This is a genomic window from Vreelandella venusta (assembly GCF_015689495.1).
Classification (GTDB): domain Bacteria; phylum Pseudomonadota; class Gammaproteobacteria; order Pseudomonadales; family Halomonadaceae; genus Vreelandella; species Vreelandella venusta.
Genome location: NZ_CP065135.1, coordinates 2,693,258 through 2,709,006 on the forward strand (window position 1 = coordinate 2,693,258; position 15,749 = coordinate 2,709,006).

Genomic DNA, 15,749 nt, shown 5'->3' on the forward strand with positions numbered 1-15,749 from the left:
TGGCACTGTAATAATGCCTGTTAACGTTTGCTCAGCAGGTTCGGCTGACACCTCTGGTGTTTACAACTGGTATAGCGGTCACTACACCTCTACATCAGCCAGATTACCGTAATCCTCCAGCCACTTTTTGCGGTCACCGGCACGTTTCTTGGCCAGCAACATATCCATCATTTCCATCGTGCCATCGCCCTCATCCAGCGTTAACTGCACCAAACGACGGGTTTCCACTGACATAGTGGTCTCACGCAGCTGTAGCGGACTCATTTCACCCAAGCCTTTAAAGCGCTGAACGTTGGGTGTGCCACGCTTTTTCGCCAACTGCTTGAGAATGGCAGCTTTCTCGCTCTCATCCAGGGCGTAGTGCACTTCTTTACCTAAGTCGATTCGATAAAGCGGTGGCATGGCAACAAACACATGCCCAGCATCCACAAGGCTGGGGAAGTGCTTTACAAACAGCGCGCACAACAGCGTTGCAATGTGCAAGCCGTCGGAGTCCGCATCCGCCAGGATACAAATTTTGTGATAGCGCAGTTTTTCAAGATCTGCGCTGCCGGGATCGGCGCCAATCGCCACAGCAATATCGTGCACTTCCTGAGAGCCATAGATATCGTGGGTATCGACTTCCCAGGTATTGAGGATTTTTCCGCGCAGCGGAAGAATGGCTTGAGTTTCACGGTTGCGCGCTTGTTTGGCGCTACCACCTGCCGAGTCGCCCTCGACTAAAAACAGCTCACTAAGGGCAGGGTCTTGACCGGAACAGTCAGCCAGTTTGCCTGGTAGCGCGGGGCCAGAAGTCACTTTTTTACGGGCGACCTTTTTGGACTTTTTCTGGCGCTGCTGAGCGGCGCTGATCACCATTTCGGCCAGCTGTTCGGCCTGTTCAATGTGGTGGTTAAGCCAAAGCGAGAAAGCATCTTTCAACACCCCCGACACGAAGCCCGCAATCGTGCGTGAGGAGAGCCGCTCTTTGGTCTGCCCGGCAAACTGAGGATCAAGCATTTTAACCGAAAGCACGAAGGAAGCCCGCTCCCATAAATCGTCGGCGGTCAGCTTAATGCCGCGGGGCAACAGGCTGCGGTATTCACAGAACTCCCGCAGCGCTTCCAACAATCCTGAACGGAAGCCATTAACATGGGTGCCGCCCTGGGGCGTGGGAATCAGGTTCACGTAGCTTTCCAACAATGCGTCGCCGCCTTCGGGCAACCACTGAATCGCCCAATCAACGCCATGCTCATCGTCGCTAAAATGGCCTACAAAGGGTTCATTCGGCACCACTTCATAGCCATCGGTAGCTTCAGCTAGGTAGTCCTTTAAGCCATCGGCATAGGCCCATTCCGTTTTGGTGCCATCAGGCTCTACTAGCGTCACCGCCAGCCCAGGGCACAGCACGGCCTTGGCACGTAACAAGTGCTTTAACTTTGAAAGGGCAAGCTTTGGGCTGTCAAAGTAGCTCTCATCGGGCCAGAAACGCACGAGAGTGCCCGTCGCTTTTTTCGCCGCTTTACCAATTTCGTGTAGCTCTTCGACTTTTTCGCCAAACTCAAAGGCCATGGCATGGCGCGCGCCATTACGCGTAACTTCAACATCTAAACGGCGCGATAAGGCATTAACCACCGATACGCCAACCCCATGCAAACCACCTGAGAAGCGATAACTGGAAGAGGAAAATTTGCCACCCGAGTGGAGCTTAGTGAAGATGAGCTCGACACCCGACACACCATGTTCAGGATGCATATCGATTGGCATGCCACGGCCGTTATCCTGCACTTCGATGGCGCCATCGCTATGCAGCACCACGCTGATAGCCGTTGCGTGGCCAGCGAGAGCCTCATCGACACTATTATCAATCACCTCTTGAGCTAAGTGATTGGGCCGCGAGGTGTCGGTGTACATACCGGGACGCTTACGCACCGGCTCGAGCCCTGACAGGACTTCGATGGAACTCGCGCCGTACTGGGAGGCATCAAACTGGGTCATGTAACATCGGTTCCTAAAAAAATAGCGCTAGCAGCCGCTGTTAAGTACTTGAAACAAAGCGTACTGAAACAAAACGTACTGCAACGAGTCATTAGCGGCTGGCAAAAGGGCACAGGATAGCGGAAAAGCAAAAAGCTGTATATCCAGCCATGAAAATCACAATAGCGTGCTACTCCTGCTCCGCTGCCCAAAACGCCTCTATCAAGCCGCGGCTGGAAGCATCCATACGGGAAATATCACCGCCGCCATCAATGATCGCCTGGGTGTCGGTGGCAATTTTCTTACCTAGCTCAACGCCCCACTGATCAAACGGGTTAATATCCCAAATGACCGCCTGTACAAACACTTTGTGCTCATACAGGGCAATCAGTGCCCCCAATGTAAAGGGTGTTAGCTTATCCAACAGGACCGTTGTAGAGGGCTGGTTCCCACGGTAGCGCTTGTGCTCTGGGCGGGGGCCATCATCCTCTAGGGCGTCATCCCCCAGCATCAGTACTCGTGACTGAGCAAAGCAGTTCGCCAGCGCTAGGCGGTGCTGTGCCTTTAGATGGCGACGCGTATCCGGGTCTTCCACCTCATCGTAGCGCTTCAGCGGCGCTATAAAATCGCACACCACTGGCTGGGTGCCCTGGTGAAGTAACTGATAAAAGGCGTGTTGCGCGTTGGGACCAAGCTGCCCCCAAAGTACCGGACACGTTGAATAATTCACTGCCTGGCCTTGGCGAGTCACTGACTTACCGTTGGACTCCATCTCAAGCTGTTCAAGATAGGCAGCAAAGTACTCTAAGCGCCCATCGTAGGGCAGTATCGAATGGGCACGAATATCCAGGAAATTGACGTTCCAGATACCCGCTAACCCCAGCAATACTGGCAGGTTTTCTTCCATTGGTGCATCACGGAAGTGGCAGTCCATTGCATGGCCCCCCGCCAACAGTTCGCGAAAGTTATCCATGCCGACAACGAGCGCAATAGGTAGGCCAATGGTGCCCCACAGGGAGTAGCGCCCGCCGACCCAATCCCAGAACATCAGCTGGTGATCGGAGGAAATACCCCACTCACTCATCTTTTCAGGGTTCGCCGACACACCAATGAAGTGCTGGCGAACAATTAACGCTGCGCTTAATGGCGCGGCACTGGGAAGATCGCCATGCTCAGATAGCCTTCCTAACAGCCAGTCTTTGGCCGTATTGGCATTGGAGAGCGTGTCGATAGTGGTAAACGACTTGGACGATAAAACAAACAGGGTTGTTTCAGGGTTAAAGCGACTTAGATAATCCGCCAGTTGGGAGCCATCCATGGTAGACGCAAAGTGCACGTCCAATGGGTGACCCTCTTTTGGGCGATAATCTGCCAGCGCATGGGTGACCATTAACGGGCCAAGATCCGAGCCGCCGACACCTAAATTCACCACATGACGGATCGGCTTACCGGTTGCCCCCCGCCACTGCCCCGCCTGCAAGCGTTGCACCAAGCGCTCCATGTGGGCAAGGCTGTCATGCACAGCGGCCACTACATCTTCCCCTTCTACTTCAAGCGTGGCATCAGCAGGTAAGCGTAAAGCGGTGTGTAGAGCGGGGCGATTTTCGCTAACGTTGACACGTTTGCCACTCAGCAGGGCATCAATCGCCCCAGGCATTCCTGCTTCATGCGCCAGCGCCAGCAAGTGTTCAAGGGTGTCGTCATCCCAACGCTGTTTTGATAAATCCAAGGTTAAACCTGCCACTTGGCGCGTAAAGTTCAACCAGCGACTGTCGTCGTCACCGAACAAATTTTTTAAGTGTACGTGCTGTAGCGTGTCAGCATGATGCTTCAACATCTGCCATGCGGGTAGTGTATCGGGGGTTGTGCGTGCTGCTGAAGCCATATGCCCTCTCCTTTGGCGTCCTTCCGTGCGGCAGGAATCTGTTATAAACAGGTCTGTTCTGGTGTATCAAGGGCGCGTAAACTACCCAGCCTCATTAATAATCCTGGCTTGCCCATGAGTGATGCATCTTACCGCGACGCTATCTTTTCAACACCCTTAGATAAGGTGGCAAGGTTCTCTTTCGACGAACAGGTCGTTGCCTGTTTCCCTGATATGATTCGCCGCTCGGTGCCCGGTTACGGGCAAATCCTCGGCATGTTGAGCTTAATTGCCCAACGCCATTTGCGCCATGGCGCTCACGTTTACGACCTAGGTTGCTCGCTGGGCGCATCCGGCCTGGCACTGGCGGGCGCCCTTCCTGCTGATGCCTTCCGCTATACCGGTGTGGATCTTTCACCCGCCATGGTGGCTAGGGCCAAGCAAACCTTTTTGGAAGAGTGCCCAGACCATGCCATGCAGATCGAGGAGGCCGACATACGCACGCTGGAGTATGCACCTTCCGGCATGATCATTCTCAACTTTACACTGCAGTTTCTTCCCCCTGCCGATCGCGATGCGCTGCTAAAGCGGCTTTATGATGCCCTTGAACCGGGCGGCGTACTGATTTTATCGGAGAAAACCATCGATGCCGATGAACGGGACAACGCGTGGCGGGTTGAGCGCTATCATGACTTCAAGCGCGCCAATGGCTATAGCGATATGGAAATCAGCCAAAAGCGCACTGCGCTGGAAAACGTGCTGATACCCGACACGCTTGATGCCTTACATGGCCGCTTAGCCCTAGCAGGCTTTCCTCGCTCAATGACTTGGTTCCAGTACTTGAACTTTACCTCGCTGATCGCCTTCAAGGAGGATTAAGGTGCCGCTGTTACCCGATGATCATCGCGCGCTTTATCAGGCATTTTTAGATCAAGCTAGTCAGGATGCCACACTGACACCCTGGCTTGCCAAGCTGCCCGAACAGCTGGCCAGGGGATTAGATCGCCAGCGCCATGGCGACCTGTCCGCTTGGGAAAAGGCAGTTGCCAAACTGCCTGCTCTGCCCGAGGAGCGCCACGTCGATCTTACCAGCGATACAGTGAGCGTTGAGGTCGCTTTGAGCGATAGCCAAAAGCGTCAGTGTTTTAACCTGCTGCGCAAACTATCGCCCTGGCGCAAAGGCCCCTTTCGGTTGGGTGGCATTAATATCGATACCGAATGGCGCTCCGACTGGAAATGGCAAAGAGTCGCCCCGCATCTTGCGCCGCTAAAGTACCGTAAAGTATTGGATGTTGGCGGTGGCAGCGGCTACCACGCTTGGCGCATGGCTGGAGAAGGCGCAGCCTTTGTGCTTGTGATTGATCCTTCACCACGTTTTTATTGGCAGTTTCAGGCGGTGCGCCACTTCGTTGGCAATGCCGACGGCGGTCGCACGCAGTTTCTACCGGTAGGCATTGAAGATGTGCCGGAAAAGCTGGGTTTTTTCGATACGGTATTTTCCATGGGCGTGCTCTACCACCGCCCTTCGCCACTTGAGCATTTGCAGCAACTAAAAGAGGCGTTAGCCCCTGGCGGTGAACTGGTACTAGAAACGCTAGTGGTGGAAGGCGATGAGCAAACCGTGTTTGTACCCGGCGAACGCTACGCCGCGATGCCTAATGTTTACTTCCTGCCCTCTTCAAAAGCGCTATGTCACTGGCTAGAACGGTGCGGTTTTACCAATGTGCGAGTGGTCGACGAAGCGCTAACAACGCTTGACGAGCAGCGCTCAACCGAGTGGATGACCTATCAATCGCTAGCGGATTTTCTCGATCCCAGCGATCCAACTCGCACCATTGAAGGCTATCCTGCACCACGCCGTGCGGTAATTATCGCCAATCGAAACGAATGTTGATGGGCTGTGTCATACGCTTGTCAAACAAGCGTGTAATGATCGTGCTGTTAATGACACGCTTTTTAGTAACAGTTCTTAATTACTTAGATCGTTATAAGATAGCCCATAATGTCATCGCTCATATAGGCACAAGCTCACCAATAGAATATTTATCAAGGAGTAAAGATGGGTTTTTTAGCGTGGATTCTATTCGGTCTTATCGCCGGTGTTATTGCAAAAATGATTATGCCTGGTAAGGATCCAGGTGGTCTTATCATTACTATTCTTCTTGGTGTTGCCGGCGCATTCGTTGGCGGCTGGATTGGTTCATTCGTTGGTCTTGGCACCATGGGCGACTTTAGCTTTGGTAGTTTTGTGACCGCTATCGTAGGCGCATTGGTATTGTTGTTCGGCTATCGGATGATCAAGAAGTAAGCATCTCACATTGCCCATACGACAAAAAAAGCCGCTCAATAGAGCGTAATGCCAGTCAGTTAAGCCTGACTGGCATTAGTCGATGGGCTGTTTTTTTTGTTTAACAAGCGCCTGACGATGACTCCCCCCAGCCCTTCGAGACGTCCTCGTCATTCCCGCAGGCCCTTAGCGGGAATCCATGTTGACATGGGATTCTGGGCTGCTGCAGGTCAAGATCAAGATGGATTCCCGATAACCCCACTCGGGAATGACAGTGCGGTAGCTGGCATTAGCCGATGGGCTGGTTTTTTTGTTATTCAACAGCACTTGGCCAGCGCTCGCTAATCTCAACGCCGCAAAATTACCAGCCAACGGCCAAGGTTCATCACGCTGGCCAAGGAAGCAGCTACGTAGGTGAATGCGCAGGCGGTAAGCACATGGCGAGCGCCGGGCATGTCATAGGGCGGCACGTACTCTTTAAGCAGTGGCAGTGCACGGTTAAAGCTGGCATCGAACTCAACGGGCAGCGTCACTAGGTGCACCAGCGCGGCGGTACCAAAACTAATGACGGCCATGGCGATAACCGCTGCCAGCCCACCGGGCAGCCTTGTGAGCACAAACAGAAACGGTGCGGCCATCATTAAAATAGCCCCCAGTTTTTCTGCCTTTTGCGCTAGTTGAACCAAACGGCTGCGGGCTAGCAGGGGCGCGTAGCCTTCATGGTGTTGAATAGCGTGACCAACCTCGTGGGCAGCAACGGTCACCGCCGTCAGCGAGCGACCATCATAGCAGTCTGGGGTAAGGCGCACGCAGCGCGACTCCGGGTCGTAATGATCACCAAATTCGCTACGCTCAACTCTCACGCCTTCAACCCCCAAACGGCGTAGTAGGTGCTCGGCAAGCTCTGCGCCAGTCCCCGGATAGTCATCCCGTCCACGAGTGTGGCGTTTTAACACCCACTTTGCCCATAGGTTAGGCAGAACAAAAATGGCCAGCGCCAATATGATTAACACAATGACCATGATCACACTCACCGCTGATTAAGAACCTAAGTTAACGACCCGCAAACCCGTGTTTAGTTTTACCATGAGCACTAAATAGGCGCACTCAACTGCAACTAGCTAGGAGCATTATGGTGCGCGTCTACATCCCGTTGTACAGCTTGCAAACCTCTGACAGAAATATCACCTTTTGAGTAAGCATGTTCGGCGATCAAAATACTGTCAGCGGCGAGTACTAATTCACAGTCGGTATGAGCCAGCTCATCTCGTAAACGCTGAATGGCCTCTTCCCGTTGTGGGTCTTTATCAACCCGACGAATATAGACCGCTTTGATTCGTGTCGGATATGCCTTCACCACCTCGGTATAAACCTCTGGATCGTGCTGGCCGCTGTCACCAATCAAAATACACGGCATATCGTGATAGAGCGCTAACATGCGGTCGATCAAATCACGCTTATGCGCTTCAGCCCGCCGAGGCCACGGGCGGCGCAGAGAAATTCCCCATTCGCGTAGAAATAGAATAGGCCCAACAGGAATACGGTTAAGCTGAAAGAAGGTTTCCAACATTTCATAGATCGCCCAGGGCCCTCTGGAAACATACAAAATAGGCCGTTCAGCTTTTTCGGTTTCCCCTCGATACAACGCCTGATAAAGCGATGCCACCCCTGGAAAAGCCGTGCGCCGATGCGGTTTGCGGACAAACAAGCGGTACAACATTTTAAGTTTTTCAGCGACGCCGGTGAACATCACGGTGTCGTCAATATCACTGATCACCAACAGGTCTGCTTCGGGAGGCGGTACGTAAACTTCAACGCTGGTGCGGATTGGCGGGTGGCCGTCAGCATGAACCATGATATCGGCACGATGCCAGGAAACATCAACCGGTAACGCAGTACTGATCGGCAAGTGAGCGTCAAAGTAACCGTCACGGTCAGTCGTTAAACACAGCTGATTATCACCAATGCGTATATCTACTTTGGCATTCGCGAGGCCGCGTCGAAAGATACGCCGGGCAACATCTGCAGTGTCCCGCAACATACCTCGCCGAGGTATCGCCCGACCTAATGCGGCCTGACGAAATACGCGCCCCATCACAAACACCTCTTGATGAGAGCCATAACCACGGTAGGGATGCACCATTACCCCCCCATGACCGCTGTCGCGCTTCATAGGCTTTGCAATAACATGGGCAAGCCTTTTGGCAAAGCTTGCCCACTGGTGGTACCACGCCATTATTGGCACCCACACGAAAAACACTCAGCCACGTCATCGGTAACCGCTATATTTTGCGCTATTCTCAACATTGTTCACTTCCTGTGATGGCTCTATTAAATGGCTAACCGGTCACCAGTGTGGCGTAATGGCGGATGTCCCTCAACCGCCAAAGCCTTATTGCTAAGCGTTATACAACACTTTTCCCAGGTCACTCACGTTATAGCCTTGCAACGCCCCCGCCCGCTGGATAAAACGCTCCTGGCGAGCAAATGAGATCAGCGCCTGAACCGCTGGCTCAAAGTAGCTTCGGCGGTGCATTACCAAGTCAAATGACTCTTCAATTAGCGGTATAAAGTGTAGCTGTTGGCGATGGGCTGCAGCTTCGACCCCAAGCCCAACGTCCGCTTCACCTTGAGCAATGGAAAGGGCTAAATCATCTTCGCTCAACGAAACGTTAGCTGCCCAATTGAGCGTGCTCGGTTCAATCGCTGCCCCCTGGAGCAGGCAACGCAGTAATTGAGCCGCACCGGCATCAGGCTGGCGGTGGGCAAGCGTCACCTCCTGGCGAGAAATATCACTGAGCGTTTGAATATCCAGCGGATTTCCCGGCGCCACGAGCAACCCTTGCTGGCGCTTCGCCCAATGCAGCACGATTAAGTCTCGCACACCGCCCAGCCCTAGTGCCGCTGGCTCGTTATAGCGCCCGGATTCAAAGTTGAGTAAGTGAATCCCCGCTAGCATCGCTTTTCCTTCCATCAAGCGGCGCAGGCCATCACCACTACCGTGGCACAGTGAAGCCAAATCACTACCGCTTTCGCGAACCGCCCACTCCAATAGTGGGTCTTGGCTACCTGCCAATATCAACGGCAGCGGTGAACGCAACGCTTGGTCACCTTCTAAATGGCTAAGCACCCACATATCGATATGCTGACGAGGAAAGAGCAATTTTCCGGTAGCACGACTGCAAGGTATCTGCCCCTGGCGCACCAAGTCATACACCTTCCGCTCTTTTAAGCGCAGATAGTCGGCCACTTCTGCCGTGGTGAGGAATTCCCTTAACATGTGCATACACCTCGCCATTTACTGCATATAGCTGCATATATTTCAGACTACAGTGCATTACATCAAGTTTGCGTACATGATGCTAGTTAATGCACCCGGGGTGTTTAAATACACACGATGTCAGTTGTTAAAACGATGCTGAATTATAAAAATGGGGGTGCGAGCGGCAATGTTCCCAACTGAGACCCCCTTTAACACGGCGTTTGCACTGATTCTAGGCATGGATCAGGGACTCATCGCTATCGTGACGCTGTCACTGCAGGTGTCGCTGCTGGCCGTACTGCTTGCTTGTGTACTGGCATTACCACTAGGCGCAGCCCTTGCTCTTTGGCGTTTCCCTGGCCGCAATGCGTTGATTGTGCTGCTCAATGCGCTCATGGGCCTTCCCCCAGTGGTCGCTGGGTTATGTGTCTATCTGCTGCTTTCCCGCGCCGGCCCACTAGGTCAGTTTGGGCTGCTGTTTACGCCAACGGCCATGGTGATTGCACAAGTCATTTTAGTCTTTCCGATTATTGCCGCGCTTACTCGCCAACAAGTAGAGACACTACATAACGAGTACGCCGAACAGCTGCGCTCCCTTGGTCTGGGACAGCTACGAATGATGCCTACTCTACTATGGGACGCACGTTTCGGACTATTAACCGTGATACTCGCAGGCTTTGGCCGCGCTAGCGCTGAGGTCGGTGCGGTGATGATTGTCGGTGGCAATATCGATGGCGTCACCCGCGTAATGACGACCAGCATTGTGTTGGAAACCAGTAAAGGCAACCTCCCTCTCGCGTTGGGATTGGGCATAGTGCTGCTTAGCCTTGTGACGCTGATTAATGCATTGGCTCACATGGTCAGTGCAACGGCCAAGAGGCGATTGGGATGAACGCGTCTATTTTTCCACCAGCGAGTTTCCCCCAGTCTTTTATGACGACCGTGCCTACGCTACATTTTGAGCAGGTCAGTTTTGAGCATCGCGGCCATCATTTACTCGCCCCCACCACGCTGACGCTCTCAGGCTGCCAGCGCACACTGATTATGGGGCCCAACGGCGCAGGAAAGAGCCTGTTAATGCGTTTGGCCCACGGCCTGCTCACTCCAAGTAGTGGCCGCGTTCGTTGGCATGAAGCGCCGCCTGCCCAAGCCATGGTGTTTCAGCGTCCGGTGCTGCTGCGCCGTTCGGCAATCGATAATTTGACCTATGCCCTAGCGGTTAGCGGAGCACCACGTCGGCAGCGCAAGCATATGGCCCTGCAGGCACTCGAAAAATTTGGCTTAGTCGCGCTTGCCAAGCGTCCTGCCCGAGTGCTCTCAGGCGGCGAACAGCAGCGCCTTGCGCTTGCTCGCGCCTGGTTACTTAACCCTGCCGTGCTGTTCCTAGATGAGCCTACATCTGCTTTAGATCCCGCTGCTATCAAGGCGGTCGAAGATGCAGTCAATGAGTTTCATCAGAATGGCACGCGCATCATTATGACCACCCACGATCTGCATCAAGCACGCCGCCTAGCTGATGAGGTGGTGTTTATGTATAGCGGCCAAGTGCTAGAGCACACGCAGGCCCAACACTTTTTTAACACGCCAGCTTCCACGCAAGCGAAAGCTTTTATTCGCGGTGAACTTGTTTGGTAACCCCAGGAGCAACCCTATGAAACAAACCACAACGTTGGCTACCGCTAGCTTATTAACCTCAGGCTTAGTAGGCCTCTCGTGGAGTGCCTCACTGCTCGCTAACGATGACTTCATCACCTTAGCGTCAACGACTTCGACTGAAAACTCAGGGCTATTTGACGCGATTATTCCTACTTTCACCGACGCCACAGGCATCGATGTACGCGTCGTCGCCGTAGGAACAGGGCAAGCGTTTGAGATTGCCCGCCGCGGAGATGCCGATAGTCTGCTGGTACATGACACGGCAGGCGAAGAGCAGTTTGTCGCCGATGGCTACGCCAGCGAGCGCCTGGACGTAATGTATAACGACTTTGTAATTGTCGGGCCCAGCGATGATCCTGCAGATATTAGCAGTAGTGCCAACGTCACCGAAGCGTTTGCACGTATTGCGGAAAGCGAATCGCCCTTTGCATCCCGTGGCGATGATAGCGGAACCAACCGTGCCGAACTGCGTTTATGGGAAAGTGCCGAGGTAACTCCCCAAGGAGAGTGGTATCGTGAGTTAGGTAGCGGGATGGGACCAACCCTAAACACCGCTGCAGGCATGAACGCCTACACATTTACTGACCGTGCCACTTGGGTAGCGTTTGAAAACCCACAAGACTTAACACTGCTCTTTGAAGGCGACGATGCGCTGTTTAATCAGTACGGCTCTCTGCTGCTTTCTGAACAGCGGCACCCGCACTTGAAGCATGATTTAGCAGCTCAGTGGCACCAGTGGCTGGTGTCTGAAGAAGGACAGCAAGCGATTGCCGATTTTGACGTCAACGGCCAACAGCTGTTTTTCCCTAACGCGCAGTCTTCGTCTAACACCCAGTAGCGTTACCCCAAACGTAAAAGCCGCCTTGGTCAATGGCCAAGGCGGCTTTTTGGCTCCGTTCACGTACCTGCTTGCCAGTACTTGGTATCAGTACCTACTAACAGTACTTGCTAACAGACCCTGTTAACGCAGTAAGTCGCGCACATCCTTCGCTTCCCAGTGCGGAAAATGCTTACGCACCAGCGCATTCAAATCACGCTCAAAGGCTGCCCAATCAGTAGCACCACTGACCTGCTCACGGGCATCGGCAGTTCCGCGAATCATGCCAGCGCCAACCGTTACGTTGGTCAATCTGTCGATGATGATAAAGCTACCAGTACCAGGACTGGTGCGATAGTCATCTACTGGAATCGCGGCGGTTAGCTCTACTTCACAGCGAGCAATCGCATTTAAGCCCAGCGCGTCGGTGGCATGTCGTTCAAGTGTATTAACGTCTACCTGGTACTCGATGGCGCTTACCTGCCCCGATAGATCTCGGGTGGCGAGCTTAAAGTCATACAGTTTTCCCGGTGCCAGTGCATCTTCATGCATCCATACAATATCCGCCATAAATGCATTAGAGAGCGGTATGTCGGCGTCAGCACTGACAATCCAATCACCGCGGGAAATATCAATTTCGTCTTCCAAGGTGACTGTTACTGCTTGGCCTGGATAAGCGGCGCTTAAGTCACCATCAAACGTCACAATTCGCTCAACCCGTGACGTTTTACCCGATGGCAGCGCTTTTACTGCCTGGCCTGGGTGTAGAATACCTGCCGACAATGTACCGCAATAACCGCGAAAATCCAGATTCGGGCGGTTAACGTACTGTACCGGCAAACGTAAATCAGTCAGATTTTGATCGCGACTGATCTCGACACTTTCCAGCAGCTCAATCAGCGTTTTACCTTCATAATCCGCACCGAAATACCAAGGCGTCTGATCACTTGGGTTGACGACGTTGTCGCCGTTGAGTGCCGACATAGGCACAAAGCGAATATCCGGTGCATTAAGGTTGGTGGCAAACGCGCGGTATTCGTCAACAATCTCGTTAAAGCGCTGCTCGGAGAACGCCACCAAATCCATTTTGTTTACCGCAATCACCAAGTGCTGAATACCCAGCAAATCGGCAATAAAGCTATGGCGACGAGTTTGGGTCTGCACCCCATAACGGGCGTCAATCAAAATAATCGCCAAGCTGGCCGTTGAAGCGCCCGTGGCCATATTTCGCGTGTACTGCTCATGCCCTGGGGTATCTGCAATGATGAACTTACGCTTTTCGGTGGAGAAAAAACGGTAGGCAACATCAATGGTAATGCCCTGCTCTCGCTCTGACTGCAAGCCATCTACCAACAGCGCTAAATCAACCGTATCACCGGTAGTGCCACTGGTTTTAGACGCTTGGGTAATTGCCGCCAGTTGATCTTCAAAGATCATTTTAGAGTCGTGCAGCAATCGCCCGATCAGCGTAGATTTGCCGTCATCAACACTGCCGCAGGTAATAAAGCGCAGCAGGTCTTTGTTTTCGTGCTCGTGAAGGTACTGCTCGATATTGTCAGCAATTAAATTAGATTGATGAGCCATTGAACCTACTCCTTAAAAATAGCCTTCGCGCTTTTTCTTCTCCATCGAACCGACCTGGTCACGATCAATGGCACGGCCACTACGTTCACTGGTTTTGGTCAATAGCATCTCTTGAATAATTTCGGGCAGTGTCGCCGCCGTTGACTCCACCGCACCGGTCAGTGGGTAACAGCCCAGCGTTCTGAAGCGCACAAACTTCTCTTCAGGCACTTCACCTGCTGCCAAAGGCAAGCGCTCATCGTCAACCATAACCTGCATGCCATCACGCTCAACCACAGGTCGCTTGGCGGCGTAGTAAAGCGGCACAATCGGAATCGACTCAAGATAGATGTACTGCCAGATATCCAGCTCGGTCCAATTCGAAAGTGGGAAGACGCGAATTGACTCGCCCTTGTTAACATTGGCGTTATACACATTCCAAAGTTCGGGGCGCTGACTCTTTGGATCCCAGCGGTGGTATTTATCGCGGAAGGAGTAGACACGCTCTTTAGCGCGCGAGGCTTCCTCATCACGCCGTGCGCCACCGAAAGCCGCATCAAAGCCATGCTTATCCAGTGCTTGCTTCAGCGCTTGGGTTTTCATGATGTCGGTATATTTCGCACTACCGTGGTCGAAGGGGTTGATATTGGCGGCCCGCCCCTCTTCATTGGTATGCACAATCAGCTCCATCCCCGCTTCTTCTGCCATGCGGTTACGAAACTCGATCATTTCACGAAACTTCCAGGTCGTGTCCACATGCATCAACGGGAATGGCGGTGTCCCCGGGTAGAAGGCTTTGCGCGCCAAGTGCAGCATTACCGAGGAGTCTTTACCGATGGAGTACATCATGACCGGGTTACTAAACTCAGCAGCAACTTCCCGGATAATATGTATCGATTCAGCTTCTAGCTGCTTTAGATGGGTCAAACGTGCCGCGTCAGGTGTGGCAGACACCTCTCGCTGGGACGCCGACGGCGCAGAAAACTGGTTCATTACCTACTCCCTCATAAAACGGTGCTTGCACGTGCAAACGCTATTTGCCGTCTAACGGTAACGTCGCCGAAAGACGGTTATTTGAGGATAGGGTAACGCCGAGTCAATAATAACCCAAAAGAATTAATAACTATCTTTTTATATCTTTATTGCCTAACAGTGTCATCACAGGCACAGACTATACGGCGACACGCTCAATCCAGGTCTGCCAATCACTGCCCTGAAGGTCAATGACTCGATAGCCGGGGCGAGACGCTTCATCAATCGTAAACTGCTCAGCGCCGGGTAAGAACTGATCAGCGACGGCAGGACAACCATACACATCAACCTTGCTATCCGTTGACTGGGCATAGGCTTGGTGGGCATGACCAAACAGAATGATCTCAACCTGAGGGTGGCGGTTTAACAGTTGCCAAAACGCATCGCGATCTTTAAGACCAATCGCGTCCATCCACACAGCGCCTACATCAACGGGGGGGTGGTGCATCACAATCAAGGTTGGGCGGCCATCTTCTTCTAGGCGCTCAGCCAGTGCACTTAAGCGCTCAGCACCCAATTCGCCATATGGCTGGCCTTCTACATGGGTATCCAACAGCAATAATCGCCATTGATCCAGATCGACATCCTCCACCAGCGGATGCTCCGCTTGCATGAAGGCAAGCTGATCGTGATTGCCAGGAATCCAGAACCATGGACATGGCAATGATGCCAGCGCTTGGCGCGCCAATGCATAAGAAGCGGCCGTCTCATCCTGGCTGACATCCCCGCTAACTACGACAATGTCAGGCCGCTCAGCGATCACCGCCTCCAGCACACGCTCAAACTGCTGCCACGGGACTCCCGCCCGAGAGCGAGCCGCCTTATCGGCATGCAGGTGCGAATCAGTTATCTGAACCAGTCGCATCAGGGTAACTCCGGCATATCATAGGCATGGCCATGGGCTAAGCCATGCGCCAGCCACTCGCCTAGGAAGCGATTTAGCTGCAGCTTTTCATCCGGCTGGTGCATCCTGGCATTCGGATAACGATAGCGACCACTAAAGTGACGCTCACGCTGAAAATCAGTCACCTCTGCCATACGTACGTCATGGTAGAGATGGACACGCATTCTGGGGCCTTCAATTACCGCATCCAGCGGCCCACTCTGGGTCACTTCCACCATCGTGGTATAGGGCGCTTGCTCCAGAATTTTAAGATGTAAATCGCCGAAATGCTGGTCATCGCCATGCAGCGCGATATCACGCCGCTGGCCACTTTCCATATCACCTACCAAGCGAAGCATGCGCATATAGTTGGCGCTACACTCGCCCTGCAGGGACTTTAAATCGGTGACATAGGCGGTTCTAGCCATG

General features: G+C 53.2%; 15 protein-coding genes. 6 read left to right on the plus strand and 9 right to left on the minus strand.

Annotated features, from left to right (window positions below; all coding sequences use genetic code 11):
- Positions 1–81 precede the first annotated feature (81 nt).
- Both parE and pgi read right to left on the minus strand, forming a co-directional pair.
- Positions 82–1,977, minus strand: a complete 1,896-nt coding sequence (gene parE / locus IR195_RS12995; RefSeq protein WP_206047744.1) for a DNA topoisomerase IV subunit B — start codon at positions 1,975–1,977, stop codon at positions 82–84.
- Positions 1,978–2,146: 169 nt separating this feature from the next.
- Positions 2,147–3,841, minus strand: coding sequence for a glucose-6-phosphate isomerase (gene pgi / locus IR195_RS13000; protein WP_206047745.1), 1,695 nt, complete (start codon positions 3,839–3,841; stop codon positions 2,147–2,149).
- Between the two features lie 114 nt (positions 3,842–3,955).
- Between pgi and cmoA the strand changes: the two genes are divergently transcribed.
- The 3 genes from cmoA (at position 3,956) to IR195_RS13015 (ending at position 6,128) form a co-directional block, all read left to right on the plus strand.
- Positions 3,956–4,699, plus strand: coding sequence for a carboxy-S-adenosyl-L-methionine synthase CmoA (gene cmoA, locus IR195_RS13005; RefSeq protein ID WP_083005974.1), 744 nt, complete (start codon positions 3,956–3,958; stop codon positions 4,697–4,699).
- A gap of 1 nt (position 4,700) precedes the next feature.
- Positions 4,701–5,714 (plus strand): tRNA 5-methoxyuridine(34)/uridine 5-oxyacetic acid(34) synthase CmoB, encoded by a 1,014-nt coding sequence (gene cmoB / locus IR195_RS13010; RefSeq protein WP_146943260.1) that lies wholly within the window; start codon positions 4,701–4,703, stop codon positions 5,712–5,714.
- A 165-nt stretch (positions 5,715–5,879) separates the two neighbouring features.
- Entirely contained in the window at positions 5,880–6,128 is a 249-nt protein-coding gene (locus IR195_RS13015) for a GlsB/YeaQ/YmgE family stress response membrane protein (protein WP_125749317.1), read from the plus strand.
- Between the two features lie 326 nt (positions 6,129–6,454).
- Here the strand turns inward: IR195_RS13015 and IR195_RS13020 are convergent, their stop codons facing one another.
- From IR195_RS13020 to IR195_RS13030, 3 genes are all read right to left on the minus strand, one after another.
- Positions 6,455–7,129 (minus strand): zinc metallopeptidase, encoded by a 675-nt coding sequence (locus IR195_RS13020; RefSeq protein WP_206047746.1) that lies wholly within the window; start codon positions 7,127–7,129, stop codon positions 6,455–6,457.
- 95 nt (positions 7,130–7,224) lie between these two features.
- Positions 7,225–8,343, minus strand: a complete 1,119-nt coding sequence (locus IR195_RS13025) for an App1 family protein (protein ID WP_206047747.1) — start codon at positions 8,341–8,343, stop codon at positions 7,225–7,227.
- A gap of 162 nt (positions 8,344–8,505) precedes the next feature.
- Positions 8,506–9,387 carry a helix-turn-helix transcriptional regulator gene (locus tag IR195_RS13030; RefSeq protein WP_125749326.1) on the minus strand — a complete coding sequence of 294 codons (882 nt, stop codon included), beginning with the start codon at positions 9,385–9,387 and terminating at the stop codon, positions 8,506–8,508.
- Between the two features lie 169 nt (positions 9,388–9,556).
- Here IR195_RS13030 and IR195_RS13035 point away from each other — a divergent pair, with 169 nt between their 5' ends.
- The 3 genes from IR195_RS13035 to IR195_RS13045 are packed head-to-tail and all read left to right on the plus strand — an operon-like array spanning position 9,557 to position 11,863.
- Positions 9,557–10,261 (plus strand): ABC transporter permease, encoded by a 705-nt coding sequence (locus tag IR195_RS13035; RefSeq protein ID WP_206047748.1) that lies wholly within the window; start codon positions 9,557–9,559, stop codon positions 10,259–10,261.
- On the plus strand, positions 10,258–11,004 hold the full coding sequence (locus IR195_RS13040; protein WP_186808815.1) for an ATP-binding cassette domain-containing protein: 747 nt from the start codon (positions 10,258–10,260) through the stop codon (positions 11,002–11,004). The genes IR195_RS13035 and IR195_RS13040 overlap by 4 nt, the downstream gene beginning before the upstream one ends.
- Before the next feature lie 16 nt (positions 11,005–11,020).
- A complete protein-coding gene (locus tag IR195_RS13045; protein ID WP_206047749.1) occupies positions 11,021–11,863 on the plus strand; it encodes an ABC transporter substrate-binding protein in 843 nt (280 codons plus the stop codon).
- A 123-nt stretch (positions 11,864–11,986) separates the two neighbouring features.
- On the opposite strand, the gene cysN is transcribed toward IR195_RS13045, so the two are convergent.
- The 4 genes from cysN to IR195_RS13065 form a co-directional block, all read right to left on the minus strand.
- Positions 11,987–13,426: a sulfate adenylyltransferase subunit CysN gene (gene cysN, locus IR195_RS13050; protein ID WP_206047750.1), complete on the minus strand. Its 1,440-nt coding sequence runs from the start codon at positions 13,424–13,426 to the stop codon at positions 11,987–11,989.
- A 12-nt stretch (positions 13,427–13,438) separates the two neighbouring features.
- Positions 13,439–14,398: a sulfate adenylyltransferase subunit CysD gene (gene cysD / locus IR195_RS13055; RefSeq protein WP_125749338.1), complete on the minus strand. Its 960-nt coding sequence runs from the start codon at positions 14,396–14,398 to the stop codon at positions 13,439–13,441.
- A 178-nt stretch (positions 14,399–14,576) separates the two neighbouring features.
- The gene (locus tag IR195_RS13060) at positions 14,577–15,302 is read right to left on the minus strand and encodes a phosphodiesterase (RefSeq protein ID WP_206047751.1); all 726 of its coding nucleotides are present in this window, start codon (positions 15,300–15,302) and stop codon (positions 14,577–14,579) included.
- On the minus strand, positions 15,302–15,748 hold the full coding sequence (locus IR195_RS13065) for a DUF1249 domain-containing protein (RefSeq protein ID WP_009721899.1): 447 nt from the start codon (positions 15,746–15,748) through the stop codon (positions 15,302–15,304). Before IR195_RS13065 ends, IR195_RS13060 begins: the two co-directional genes overlap by 1 nt.
- Between the last annotated feature and the right edge of the window lies 1 nt (position 15,749).

What these genes read in the sequence shown, in the direction of transcription:
- cysN (WP_206047750.1), bottom strand. Translation starts at nt 13,426, where the DNA reads ATGGCTCATCAATCTAATTTAATTGCTGACAATATCGAGCAGTACCTT.
- cmoA (WP_083005974.1), top strand. Translation starts at nt 3,956, where the DNA reads ATGAGTGATGCATCTTACCGCGACGCTATCTTTTCAACACCCTTAGAT.
- parE (WP_206047744.1), bottom strand. Translation starts at nt 1,977, where the DNA reads ATGACCCAGTTTGATGCCTCCCAGTACGGCGCGAGTTCCATCGAAGTC.
- IR195_RS13025 (WP_206047747.1), bottom strand. Translation starts at nt 8,343, where the DNA reads ATGGCGTGGTACCACCAGTGGGCAAGCTTTGCCAAAAGGCTTGCCCAT.
- IR195_RS13060 (WP_206047751.1), bottom strand. Translation starts at nt 15,302, where the DNA reads ATGCGACTGGTTCAGATAACTGATTCGCACCTGCATGCCGATAAGGCG.
- cysD (WP_125749338.1), bottom strand. Translation starts at nt 14,398, where the DNA reads ATGAACCAGTTTTCTGCGCCGTCGGCGTCCCAGCGAGAGGTGTCTGCC.
- IR195_RS13030 (WP_125749326.1), bottom strand. Translation starts at nt 9,387, where the DNA reads ATGTTAAGGGAATTCCTCACCACGGCAGAAGTGGCCGACTATCTGCGC.
- IR195_RS13065 (WP_009721899.1), bottom strand. Translation starts at nt 15,748, where the DNA reads ATGGCTAGAACCGCCTATGTCACCGATTTAAAGTCCCTGCAGGGCGAG.
- IR195_RS13045 (WP_206047749.1), top strand. Translation starts at nt 11,021, where the DNA reads ATGAAACAAACCACAACGTTGGCTACCGCTAGCTTATTAACCTCAGGC.
- pgi (WP_206047745.1), bottom strand. Translation starts at nt 3,841, where the DNA reads ATGGCTTCAGCAGCACGCACAACCCCCGATACACTACCCGCATGGCAG.
- IR195_RS13035 (WP_206047748.1), top strand. Translation starts at nt 9,557, where the DNA reads ATGTTCCCAACTGAGACCCCCTTTAACACGGCGTTTGCACTGATTCTA.
- IR195_RS13015 (WP_125749317.1), top strand. Translation starts at nt 5,880, where the DNA reads ATGGGTTTTTTAGCGTGGATTCTATTCGGTCTTATCGCCGGTGTTATT.
- IR195_RS13020 (WP_206047746.1), bottom strand. Translation starts at nt 7,129, where the DNA reads ATGGTCATTGTGTTAATCATATTGGCGCTGGCCATTTTTGTTCTGCCT.
- IR195_RS13040 (WP_186808815.1), top strand. Translation starts at nt 10,258, where the DNA reads ATGAACGCGTCTATTTTTCCACCAGCGAGTTTCCCCCAGTCTTTTATG.